Source organism: Paenibacillus sp. J22P143, assembly GCF_059692035.1.
The window spans coordinates 61,072-73,507 of sequence record NZ_JCAUAQ010000027.1; the positions used below are offsets into that span (position 1 = coordinate 61,072).

General features: G+C 41.9%; 10 protein-coding genes, 1 rRNA gene and 1 pseudogene. 10 read left to right on the forward strand and 2 right to left on the reverse strand.

Going from position 1 to position 12,436, the window contains the following annotated elements:
- The first annotated feature begins 289 nt into the window (after positions 1–289).
- The 6 genes and pseudogenes from AC58PQ_RS24940 to AC58PQ_RS24965 all read left to right on the forward strand — a co-directional run bounded on the left by AC58PQ_RS24940 (position 290) and on the right by AC58PQ_RS24965 (position 4,848).
- Entirely contained in the window at positions 290–853 is a 564-nt protein-coding gene (locus AC58PQ_RS24940) for a restriction endonuclease (protein ID WP_497246445.1), read from the forward strand.
- Between the two features lie 195 nt (positions 854–1,048).
- Positions 1,049–2,008, forward strand: a complete 960-nt coding sequence (locus AC58PQ_RS24945; protein WP_497246425.1) for a thermonuclease family protein — start codon at positions 1,049–1,051, stop codon at positions 2,006–2,008.
- 220 nt (positions 2,009–2,228) lie between these two features.
- Positions 2,229–2,492 (forward strand): annotated as a pseudogene (locus tag AC58PQ_RS24950) (DEAD/DEAH box helicase family protein); the annotation flags it as partial.
- A 234-nt stretch (positions 2,493–2,726) separates the two neighbouring features.
- Positions 2,727–3,596 carry a ParA family protein gene (locus AC58PQ_RS24955; RefSeq protein WP_497246427.1) on the forward strand — a complete coding sequence of 290 codons (870 nt, stop codon included), beginning with the start codon at positions 2,727–2,729 and terminating at the stop codon, positions 3,594–3,596.
- A complete protein-coding gene (locus AC58PQ_RS24960) occupies positions 3,583–4,005 on the forward strand; it encodes a hypothetical protein (protein WP_497246429.1) in 423 nt (140 codons plus the stop codon). The genes AC58PQ_RS24955 and AC58PQ_RS24960 overlap by 14 nt, the downstream gene beginning before the upstream one ends.
- A gap of 186 nt (positions 4,006–4,191) precedes the next feature.
- The gene (locus tag AC58PQ_RS24965; protein WP_497246431.1) at positions 4,192–4,848 is read left to right on the forward strand and encodes a M48 family metallopeptidase; all 657 of its coding nucleotides are present in this window, start codon (positions 4,192–4,194) and stop codon (positions 4,846–4,848) included.
- A 57-nt stretch (positions 4,849–4,905) separates the two neighbouring features.
- Here AC58PQ_RS24965 and AC58PQ_RS24970 read toward each other — a convergent pair whose 3' ends face one another.
- Together AC58PQ_RS24970 and AC58PQ_RS24975 are read right to left on the reverse strand one after the other, a co-directional pair.
- Complete coding sequence (locus AC58PQ_RS24970) at positions 4,906–5,592, reverse strand: response regulator (protein ID WP_497246433.1); 687 nt, start codon at positions 5,590–5,592, stop codon at positions 4,906–4,908.
- Positions 5,593–5,610: 18 nt separating this feature from the next.
- A complete protein-coding gene (locus AC58PQ_RS24975; protein WP_497246435.1) occupies positions 5,611–6,759 on the reverse strand; it encodes a sensor histidine kinase in 1,149 nt (382 codons plus the stop codon).
- Between the two features lie 303 nt (positions 6,760–7,062).
- Here AC58PQ_RS24975 and AC58PQ_RS24980 point away from each other — a divergent pair, with 303 nt between their 5' ends.
- The 4 genes from AC58PQ_RS24980 to AC58PQ_RS24995 all read left to right on the forward strand — a co-directional run.
- On the forward strand, positions 7,063–7,347 hold the full coding sequence (locus tag AC58PQ_RS24980) for a helix-turn-helix domain-containing protein (RefSeq protein ID WP_497246437.1): 285 nt from the start codon (positions 7,063–7,065) through the stop codon (positions 7,345–7,347).
- A gap of 180 nt (positions 7,348–7,527) precedes the next feature.
- Positions 7,528–9,675 (forward strand): ABC transporter transmembrane domain-containing protein, encoded by a 2,148-nt coding sequence (locus AC58PQ_RS24985; RefSeq protein WP_497246439.1) that lies wholly within the window; start codon positions 7,528–7,530, stop codon positions 9,673–9,675.
- Between the two features lie 168 nt (positions 9,676–9,843).
- The gene (locus AC58PQ_RS24990) at positions 9,844–11,943 is read left to right on the forward strand and encodes a stalk domain-containing protein (RefSeq protein ID WP_497246441.1); all 2,100 of its coding nucleotides are present in this window, start codon (positions 9,844–9,846) and stop codon (positions 11,941–11,943) included.
- A gap of 380 nt (positions 11,944–12,323) precedes the next feature.
- A 16S ribosomal RNA gene (locus tag AC58PQ_RS24995) occupies positions 12,324–12,436 on the forward strand; the annotation flags it as partial.

Genomic DNA, 12,436 nt, shown 5'->3' on the forward strand with positions numbered 1-12,436 from the left:
AGGAATCTACACCTATGAATAGCGAACTATCTCAATTCGTGAATCAAATGCTTACTCCATTGATATTCATTGCCATGTGTATTGCACTGTTTTCGATAACAGGAGCCATACTGTATTACCGATTTCTAAGTAGTTGGTTGCATGAAAAGCTTGCAACTATAGTTTGGTTTTTGGGTGCCGTCCTTATTAAGGAAGAGTCAGAAAAACTAAAGCAAGACCTACTAGTATTAAAGTACAAAGGCCACGCTCGGTACAAAATAGATCGGATCAAGAAATTTTAAGTAGCTCGCTGGAAAGCTTATCGGGAGCGGAGTTCGAACGGTTGCTTGCGCTTTATTTTCGAGATAAAGGCTATGAGGTTAAGGAAGTTGGTGTAGGTGGTAATGATGGGGGCGTGGATCTTGTCATTATTGACCAACGAGGTGAAAAAACAGCCGTTCAAGCCAAATGCTACGCTAACCATAACACTGTTGGTGTACAAATCGTGCGGGAACTAGTCGGGGCCAAAAGAAACCATGATTGTATCTTATCCTTACTGATCACTACGTCGGATTTAACGGAACCTGCCAAAAAAGAAGCTGAGCAGTTTAAAGTGGACTATTGGCATGGGGCAGTTGTAGAGCAGAAATTAAAATCATGGGGGAAATGGCAGCCAACGAACAAGAAGATAAAGGTACAGCCTGAAAAAAATACAGTTCGAACTGAAATGCAACGATCTCAAGCACAAGTCTCAGCTGCCAAAGAAACGATTTGCACATGCGGTGCTCCAATGGTTTCGAGGAAAGGGAAAGAGGGGAAGCCATTCTTGGGCTGTTCCACATTTCCTAAGTGTAGGCAGACGAGGTCGGTTTAAGAATGAATTGGTCCTGGAGAAGAAGTATCTTCGTATAAAGTTAGCAAAACCATAGATCAAGCCTGTGCGAATATTGCATAGGCTTTTTCTTCTTTTGTTGCATTTTTATTCCTTGACAAGGATAACCTAATGTCCATGTGAATGCTATGATTTACCGTGTTTTTGAAATTTAGCTACGAAATGGGGTTCGAGGAAATGAAATTTCTTAACATTCTTGGTTGGATATTTGTTCCTTTTATTATGCTTCCGCTTAAGTGGAGAAGGCTAACGAAAGGTAAAAGAGTTGCGGCAATTATTTGGGTAATCGTCTTTTTGTTATCTGCGTGTAACAATATGGGAAATCAACAGGGTTCTAAGTTGCCACAACAAACAAGCGTAGCAACTGAAACACCCGCTGTTACGGCAACACCTACTATTACGGAAACAAAGCTTATTACAACTAAAGTATTAAGGGTCATTGATGGCGATACAGTTGAGGTCGATCTTGGCGCTAAGAAAGAAACTGTTAGGTTGCTACTTATAGACACGCCAGAAACTAAAGAACCAAATACTCCAGTACAACCGTTTGGGGAAGATGCTTCAAGATTCGCCAAAGAAATTTTGGAAGGTAGGGTCGTGAAGTTAGAAAAGGATGTAACCGAGAGGGATCAGTATGGAAGACTGTTAATGTATGTTTACATTGCAGATAAAATGTTTAATGAAATATTGTTGGAAAATGGTTTGGCAAGAGTAGCGGTATTTCCTCCAGATGTTAAATACGTAGATAAATTCAGGGAAATTCAAAAACAGGCTCAACAAGCAAAGTTGGGAATATGGAGTATTGAGAACTATGTTACAGATAACGGTTTTGATGAAAAGGCTGCTACACCAACAGAACAGCCACAACAAACACCAGTACCTGCTACACCAACAGTACAGCCACAACCCACACCAGCGCCTGTTGCACCAACAGTACAGCCACAACCCACACCAGCACCTGTTGCACCAACAGTACGACCACAACCCACGCCAGTCCCTGTTACACCAAATCCTAATGTAGTTTATGCTAATTGCACAGAAGTTAAAAATGCAGGGAAAGCACCTTTATATAAGGGAGATCCAGGATACAGTACAAAACTTGATCGAGATAGAGATGGCGTAGCATGTGAAAAGTAAGGAAGTTATTAGCCAGTTAGACGGTATCCAAGGGATGCCGTTTTTTTGACCACATAAGAATTTATATGTTTCCGGTACCCGGAAAAACAAATTCTTATTGGCGATAAAAACAACATTTAAAACGCGGTCGCTCATCCTCGAAGGACTTCGATAGAAGTTTTTCTCATTGACGGTGCAATAACCTATCATTTAAATTCTATAAAGGCCAGCGCCTGTATAAGAGCATCGTAAACGAATCGATTTTTCAGACGGAGATAGCACAAGGCTATGGGAGTACGATGAAAATAAGGTGGCCAAGCTGATCGCCAGTATGCCGATGACCAAGTGGAGCGGAAGCTCCAAAGGGCTGATTACGTTCGAAAATGATGTGTTTACGCTACAGTTTGATGTGCTGCCTGAGGATATGGAGCTGCTGCATGCTTGGACGAGAGAGGTTTGCTTGTACCGGTTGCATGCGCATTTTGAGCGGCGGGGTACTAATTAACCTTTAGAGGTGCATTCATGAAATAAGAACTCTATGAACAGATCATTAACAACATAACAACGAAGTAACTCTCAGCAATATAAAAAAGCATAAACCCATCTGAATTTCAGAAGGGTTTATGCTTTTTTTCGAGGGTTTTCATTCTTAAATAACAATGATCATATTTTTATCATTAAGACAACCTCCTTAACAGTACATTTAGGAATGGTATGATTCGGAGGAGGGGTAATGTGCATGTCAAAAGTGATAAGCATTATTAATCTAAAGGGTGGAGTTGGAAAAACAACCATTACAGTAGCTTTGGCGGAATTCCTGGCAATCGAACATAATAAACGTGTTTTAGTTATTGATTTAGATCCTCAGACGAATTCGACCGTTGCTTTGATTGGTGAAGATGAGTGGACAAAAAGAAATCAAAACGGGCAAACGCTACATGCTTTATTTAAAGATCATATTGATGATACATATACATTTGAAATAGAAAAGAGTATTGTACGAAAAACTTCCAATTTGCAAGGCGGCTTAGATACAGTACATCTGTTACCCTCAAGTCTAGATTTTGTGAAAATACAAGATAGGTTAATCCATATTTGGCAAACGGCCCTTATTCGTCCGTTTGACGTATTAAAAAATGCCGTAAAGCATCATTTAGATAACTATGATATTGTATTGATCGATTGTCCTCCGAATTTAGGAATCGTTACTCAGAACGGATTGAATATAAGTGACTGGTATCTCATTCCTACAATTCCCGACCATTTATCTACATATGGTATCCCTCAAATTATCTCCAGTGTTAAAAACTTTAACCGAAAGAAAGCCGATGGGGAAGTAAAGCTTCTAGGAGTTATTGCCTCCATGTACCGCTCTAATGTTAACCGGCATAACTCAACATTGCGTAGATTAGAATCACAAGTTCAACAAGGTCAACTGCCCCGTTTGTTTGAAACTAGAATCCCATTAGCCTCTAAAGCCGCTGATGCCACATATTATGATGCAGAAGGTATCAATACACTTAAGCAAAAGTACGGTAATGCTGGTGATAATTTATATCAATCATTTCAAAGTTTGGCGGAGGAGCTTCAAACTTATGTCCAAATTTAAAGATCCTGATTTTAGAAAACAACTTTCGACCATTTTTATCAAGCTTGCTGAAAAAATTGAACAAGACGAGGAATTCGCCCAGTGGATCTTTGAAGGGATTAATATTTCAACCGGAAAGAATTCTAAAAGAAAACAGGAGAGTAAGAAAATCGAGGTTCAGTCTGTCGTTTTGGAGGTATGCCCATTACCTGATATATTTACATTGTTCTCAATTAAGGGGCCTGAAGGTTTACGTGAGCAGTTAAATACATATGAAACTGAGATTCTAATAGAAATTGTTTTAGAAAATGGCTTGGATCCAGTAAGAAAGGTTCGAAGATGGAAAACCAAGAAAAAAATTATTACTTATATTATCGATGTCGTTTCAAAGCAAATGTCCAAAGGGAATTCTTTTCTTGATGAGGGATGAATGATAATACAAGGAAGCTTATTCCTAGAGAGGTGAAGCCTAAACAGGCTAATCCTCTTATTTTGTTTATTTAAACATAAAATCCCTACCAATCCCCAACCATACTTTGATACAATAAGGGAACGAGAAGAGGGGATTTCCCTTTCTTTATCTATACACAAATCCCCTACAGAAACGATGATACCCATGAAAATCGAACTCGACAACACAACCATAGACGTCAACGTCCAATACGGCATCCGCAAAAAGCTCTACATCCACATCGATGACACGGGTTTCATCACTGTGAAAGCTCCTAATGACACCAGTCAGGAGCTAATCATTAACGCTGTTAAACAACACAGCAAGTCTATCCTAGATAAGCTAAACGCGATCACCAGAGCTCGGCAACCCATTCCTAAAGTCAGAGAATATGAAGACGAAGGCAAGTTCCTCCATCTCGGCAAATATCATTTCCTCCATGAGTTGATCGAAACGAATGGGCTAACGGAAGATGAGTTGAAAATCAACCTGAAGAAGTTCTATTTTGCTAGCTGTAAGAAGGTTGTAGCAGAGCGCATCAAATCCTATCAGAACCAACTGAAGGTCAAACCCAAGACGATTGAGGTTGATGAGTCGAGGACGAAGTGGGGAAGCTGCAGCTCGGATAAAAAGCTAACCTTTAATTACCGGCTAGCCATGGCACCCGTTGAGGTGATTGATTATGTCATTGTTCATGAGCTCTGTCATCTCTTGCATATGAATCATGATCGCTCCTTTTGGAGAAGAGTAGGCAGCATCATGCCGGATTATAAAGAGAAGGAAGCGTACTTAGCCCGGTATGGGCAAGCGATGACGCTTTAACACAAAGGAGCTAGGTACCTTAACCTAGCTCCTTTGTCATTCTTATATTGGCCATCCCTAAAGATCATTCTCATGCAAATAAGCAATCGTTTCCGACCTTCCAGTGACATTCAGCTTCTTATAAATAGCACTCAGATAATTTTTTACGGTACCTGTTGTCAAAAATAATTCAGAAGCGATAGCTTGATTCGACTTCCCCTGTTTCAAATTCCTCAGAATATTCCTTTCCTGTAGGGATAAACCAGGCCACTTGGCATCCTGCTTTTGCTCTGTCAAAGGCGCTAAGCTTTCTTCCGATGCGCGTTCTACATGTTCCTCCGATGTCCGAAGAGCTTGGACAAGGCGCGGCTGAATACTGATGGGATAAGTAATTCCACCATCTAAGCAGACCTGAATCGTAGCGAGTATTTTATTCGTCTCGACACCTTTAACTAAATAGCCGCTTGCACCATGACGTATCGCTTCCCAGATGTATTCTTCATCCTCAAATGTGGTCAAAATGAGCACCTTAATATCAGGGAACGCTGCTTTTATTCGTTTTGTAGCCTCTAAGCCATCTAGCTTCGGCATATGGATATCCATCAAAACAAGCTGAGGACGATGCAGTTCTACTTGTGCAAGGGTGGCCAACCCATCACCCGTTTTAGCTACGACGGTATATCCGTCCTCCATGCCTAGAATAGCTGCTAATCCGTCGCGGATTAGGGGTTGGTCGTCTGCGATAAGAATCGTTATTTGAGACAATGCGATCATTCCTTCCGATCATTTTCGACTGAAGGGTATGGTTATATCCAGTGTTACTCCACCAGCTGAACCCTTGTTACTTATTGCAAAAGCCCCTCCAACATCCTCCACTCTTTCTTTCATCGCGTTTAGACCGTAGCCAATAACAATGGGGAGCGATGGATGACCATTATCGGATAAACCAAATCGAATGACCTCATCCTGATACGTCAATGCGAAGCGGAAGTAGGTACTCAAACCATGGCGAATGCCATTGGTTAGCCCCTCTTGTAGTGCACGATAAATAGTTAACTCGATAATAGGTGACAGATCAGCTGGGATCATCGTGTCTATTGTGTAGGCGATTTTCACGTTCGTTTGCTTTTTCGTATCATTGATCAGCCTAATAAGCTCGGGTATGAACGAGTGATCTGGGAAGTTTTCGCGCAATACATGCACAGAGCTTCGAACGTCATCTAGACCTCTGAGAATACTTTCTTTCGTTCTATCGATCATCTCTTTGGCCAGTGGATAATGGTTTTTGTCCAAGGCATGTGATGCTGTCTGTAACCCGGTTAACGCGGATGTAAGCGTGTGCCCAACCGAATCATGAATGTCGCGAGAGATTCTTGTCCGTTCTTGTAATTTGGCTTTCTGCTCCAAGGCAATAGAAGCAATTCGCAGGTGTTCATTGTCTCTAGCCAACTGATTTTTTTGTTGAACCGCAATTTTGGCAAGCAGGCACATACCGAAAATAGCAAGAAAGTCGATAACTCTAGGAATAATTAAGTAGATTTGCTCAAAAGGCGGAAACTGACGATATATCAAAACGCCTACTAAATTAGTAACATAGGTTACTGTGGTGAAGATAATGGCATGTTTTCTAGCATGGTGATAGGTGAATTCGCCTATGAGAATGAAGAGGTAGATTTGCGCGAAATAACTTTCTGACCATACACAGATAGCCAAAGCCAATACGAGTTGACCATACAATAACGGGATACCCATTTTTCCATGTAGAGTGATCTTCAAGATGTAATCTCGTAAAAGGATGACAGCGACATACGTGCATGCTAGCAGCAAAAGTCCAACAGAAAACTTACTCGTGTGGAGCATTAAGAAGAATGTTGAGCCCGCCACGAAAATATTCAAGATGAGAGTCATATTTTTATTAAATTGTACATCCATATCATTCGCCCTCAAATAGAATGCTTTATTTTCCACTTATTGTACCATAAACATGACTTAAGTCATACAATTTCGAGCGAAAATGACAAAAAAACCGCTTTTTCAGTGAACTTCTTCATCTAGGATAGGTCTTTGGTAGGACTTATAATGAGGGTAGAGGGATATTGAAATCCTAAGGGAGGCATGTCTAAATGTTGATGATTTTATGGAACGTACTTGGAGGCATTCTTCTCATCTTAAGTTTATATATGCCCATTCGATTTTTACTGGAACGTAACCCTGAGTAGGAGGGACTACGAGGGTATGAGTGAGGTTCTGCTGCAGGAAACGGGTATTTCCATGGATGTTTTTTTAAATAAATACCAAATAACGAAGCGAGAATCAGAAATTTTTTTGATGATCGCTATTTATGGTTTTTCTAATCACGAAATTGCCGAACATTGCAGGATCAGCGAAAAAACGGTCAAGATTCATCTTGCTAACATCATGAACAAAGCTGGCATCAAATCGATGCGGAAATTACTTTCTCTGTTATTTAATCATGTCCTGCATTTTCGTGAGGGTAACCCGTTGGTGGAGGAAAAGTAGATGATGTCATAATCTACATGTTGGGATCTAGAGAGACTTCATCCAATGGATGAAGTCCCTTTTTCATTAACAAGGTTAATTAAATCGTTCCCCCGCACAAATTATATATGGTAAACTGTAGCTAAAATGTACCGGTTTCCCTCATCCCACTGACTATACGAAAAGGCGCTGAAACTCACCATGCTCTATTTATACAGATCAGTCCTACGATATCTAGCGAATAGCAAAAAAATATTCACCGTGTTCCTACTAGCACTATTATTTGAACTCTCCTTTGAGTACTTTACATCCTTAAGTATTAAATATTTAATCGACGATGCCATCACGCCTCGGAATATGACCATTTTCTTCGGCCTACTCTTGGCACTTCTCATTGGCGGGGTTTTGAACTTGTTGATTGGCGTCGGCGGCGATTATGCGATGTCCAAATTGAACGAGACGATTCTAATCGGGCTGCGCAAGGATCTCTACGAACAGACGCAGAAGCTTTCTGCGCATTTCTTTTCACGTTACCGCATTGGCGATATTGTCGCGCGGTTCACCATGGACATTCCAGCGGTGGAGCATGCGATGATGCAGACGTTTTCTACGCTTATTCTAGCTAGCCTGAGCATGGTGGTCGGAACGGCGTTGTTGTTTGTTTTGGAGTGGAAATTGGCGCTTGTTGCGTTTGTTGGCATTGTGTTTATGTTTGTCCCCCAGAAATTATTGAATAAACGCGCTCAGCAATATAACGAGGAGTACGTTGGCATTGTAGAGTCATTTTCTAATAATATGGATGAGGAAATGAAGGCTTTTAAGGTCATTCGAGGCTTTCAATTGCAGGAATCCATGAAAAATAGGTTCACGAAGCAACTCCAAGTTTGGTTTAGATTAGGGGTAAAGAGGAGCTTTATTAATTCCAATCTAGAACGTCTTCCGATCATGGTTTTATCCGTTATTAACGTGATTATCCTTGGTCTAGGAGGCTATTTTACGTTCCAAGGTTCGATGACGATCGGTGATTTAATCGCGTTCTATTCGGTTTTCGATACGGTGGGCGTATCCGTGATTCAATTCATGGAGGTCGTGCCAGACCTAATTGAAGGAGAAGTAGGCATACGACGCATCAATGAAGTGCTCGAGATCAAGCCGGATTTAGAGGATGACGAGCAGGCTTCCCAGAATCCATCTTTTACAAATGAGATCAAGTTCGACAATGTCACCTTCGGCTATACTGAGGCGCATCCTGTTATTCAGGATCTAACCTTATCGATTCCTGCGGGCAGCTATGTGGCTCTGGTGGGTCCTAGCGGTTCAGGCAAAAGCACACTGCTCCAACTCCTCATGCGATTCTATGATCCGCAAAAGGGCTCCATCCAGGTGGATGACCTCGATCTGCGCAAAATCCAGCTATCTTCGCTGCTTACGCAAGCGGGCGTTATTTTCCAAGAACCTTATCTCTTCAATACCACGATACGTGATAACTTGCTGATCGGTCATCCTGATGCCACAGAGGAGGAGCTTCTCGAAGCGACGCTTGCGGTGGGTGTTCATGAGGCGATTATGCAAATGTCGAACGGCTACGATACCTGGATTGAAAATGATGGAGCCAATCTGTCCGTCAGCCAGCGGCACCGGATCTCGATCGCGCGCGCGTTGCTTCGTTCGAACGAGCTTACTTTTATGGACGAAGTCGCGGCATCCCTAGACCCCGAGTCAGAAGTAGCGCTGAATGAGACCATCTCACGCGTCAATCAGGGGCGGACGATTGTTGCGGTTTCGCATCGATTGAAAACCGTTTCACATGCAGATCTGATCTATTTTATCCACGAGGGGAAAGTCATCGAATACGGTACGCATCAGGAACTGTTAGAACGCCAAGGGGCCTACCACAGTCTCTGGCAAAAGCAGCATGGCTTCCAACTATCTCACAATGGCGAAGTTGTCATTGAAGTCGAACGCTTGAGACAGATGCCTTTCTTTGCCTATATGAATGAGGATCTTCTGCACGAGATCAAGGATTTGCTGATGACGGAGAAAATCACGAGCGGTCAACATGTCTTCCGGCAAGGTGAAGCGGGAAATAAATTGTACATCATTGCACGGGGCAAAGTGGAAGTGTCGAAAAAGAATGCGGAAGGCGAGAACGTAAGGGTTGCTGTTCTACAAGACGGAGACCATTTCGGTGAAATCGCGCTGTTGAAAGATGCGCCTCGCAATGCCAACATCACGGCACTAACGGATTGCATGCTATTGTCGCTAACCAGCAAGCAGTTGCTGCCTCTATTAGATCGGTATGAGGATATGAAGGTGAAATTATATCAGTCTTTGTCGGAGCGAAGTTAGTCGGTGTAAGAATAAGAAGTGTAGGGCGGGCCTGGATAGGCTGCGCCTTTATGCGTTTTATACGATTCCCAGAAACCGTAATATGTAGTATACGGGGCTAGAGAATTTTACTATAATGAGATTGGATTATAAAGTAAAAAGTGGGATTTTACTAGAGGGAGAGTCAGGATGAAATATAACATTTTCGCAATTGCCATCGTTAGCTTGATCGTATTCAGTTTATTCACACCATCTCAAACTTACGCTGCTGCGGCAGACGATGCAGTAAAGATCGAAGACCCAGTACTCGAGAAAGCAATTCGGGACGAGTTGAAACTAGAAGCAAGTGCACCTTTAGATGCCAAAGCTTTAGAAAAGCTAACGTCCCTTTACCCCAAGGGGAAGGAGAAAATAAAAAGCTTAAAAGGCCTGAACAAAGCGATTAAACTGAAGGAATTATACCTCCCTAATCAGGAAATTACAGATATTAGCCCGCTGAGTAGTTTATATAACTTAACCTTTCTTTCTCTAAGCGGTAATCGCATTCAAAATGTTTGCCCGACCCTCCCGACAATCTATCAATTAAAAACGCTATTAATTAGCGATAATCAGATTGGAGATGTGAGCTGTCTTTCACATTTGAGTGAGTTAACTGATCTACTAGCAAGTAATAATAGAATTACGAACATTGCGCCACTTGCTAAGCTTCATATCGGTTGGTTGGATGTGTCGAAGAACCCGCTGGGGGATATAACCCCATTAAGTTCAATGAGTACGCTACATAATCTCTATTTGAATACGGATTCTTTGGATGAGAAATCCAAGGATCTCTTACAGCGTTTCGAGCAATCCGGTGTAGCTGTGAATCGAAAGTTGCCTATCACGGATTCCGTGTCTGGCATTTCAGTTCTAGTCAATGAAGAGAGAGTACTGTTCGAGCATTCCCCGATCGTGGACGCTGGAACAACCTTGGTTCAGTTTCGCCCCCTTTTTGAAAAGCTAGGTTTCACGATTGAATGGGATCAAGAATCGCGTACCATTCACGCGGAGAAGCAAGGGATAACGATGACGTTGCAAGTGGATAGCACGAATGGAAGTCTGAATGGATCGCCACATACCCTTACGGTTGCCCCAAGAAATGTGGAAGGCAGTGTATTTGTGCCGATTCGTTTTGTGGGGGAAGCCTCTAATTTCGTTGTTACTTGGGACAGTAAAGCGAAAACGATTTATTTAATGCCTACGCGCTCCGTCGTTACGCCGGATAGTCAGTTGAAATTTACAGTTAGCGGGAAGTGGCTGAATAAAAGATTCTCATCTTCATTGGGATATCAAACGTACATGACGCATGATAATGTTTCGCTGCTCACTTTTACGGAGTCCAAATTAGACGCTGTTGAGCTCAAGACGCTTGGGGACTATACAGCAGCTATCAAAAAGTACCTAGAACCCGTCGCCGCGAACATTTCCGATAATAAAATTGTCAAGATTAACGGGTTGGATGCGATACAATTTTCATATTCGTATAAAGAAAAGAGTGGCTTCACTTTCAAATATCAGCAAACAGTTATTGAAGGCAAATATAACTACTATAGATTTGTCTTGCAGAGTGACACCCTTGATGATCCAGAAGTGAACCAAGACTACCAAGACATCGTTCAAACATTCCAAGAGATCAAAACACCTGCGCAATTAAGCGAGGAAAAGTTTCGAGCCCTTACGCCTACGGATCGTTTTCTAGATGCTGCGCATTACTATCGTAATTTTGGCTTTTTCAATAAGGATAAAGCGTTGAGCAACCAAGAATTTGATAATAAGTACCTAGGGATTTATAACAAATCGACCGACTGGAACCCGTTTGATTCGAGCAAGTTTTACAATGAGTTCGCCGAACTCTATATGTTAGAACTGGATCACGAGCGCGTTTGGTTAGAAGATACGGAAGCGGATGTTGCTAAGGGAAATGATGTCTATGTGGATACGTTAAAATGGTGGAGTTACATATCTCGCGGTGCTTTTGAGCCTTCAAACATTACGGAAACGTGGGGCACCGATGGTGGACCTGTTACCATTACTTTTACGCTATTCGGTCAAAAGAAAGTGCTTCATCCCGAGTATTTCTATGATTATATCGATGTAAGCATCCTCAAGGAGATTAATGAGATGATCAAAGACAGCGGTTATGAGTTTGTAGTCGTGTCCATCGATCAGGATATCTTAGTGACGGTGTTGAAAGCGGATGAGAAGAGGAAACTAGAGCAAGAGCGCTATATTGATTTTTATAAATTTTAAATAGGGTATACCTTTTAAAAGCAGATAAGGCCATCCTTCCAATAGAAGGAATGGCCTTATTTTGGCTGAATGTAAGGGTCAGATAAAATAGTTTTTAAATGGAAAAATAAAACATTGCATTATTTGTCGAAATCATGCTATATTATCACTCCGGCCGCAAGACAGGCAGGCGAGAGTAACTGAAAGTAACTCGAAAAAAAGTAGTTGCACATTAAAAGTAAACATGGTATATTACTTCTCGCTGCTTCGGTAACACCGCAGTGAGCGAAAGAAATTGATCTTTGAAAACTGAACAACGAGTGAGTAAGCACAGTCGAGTAATCGACTATAAAAGAGATTGCAAAATCTCGCTAGCATCAAAATGAGCAAGTCATCTTTCTACTATGGAGAGTTTGATCCTGGCTCAGGACGAACGCTGGCGGCGTGCCTAATACATGCAAGTCGAGCGGGTTTATCCTTCGGGATGAGCTAGCGGCGGACGGGTGAGTAACAC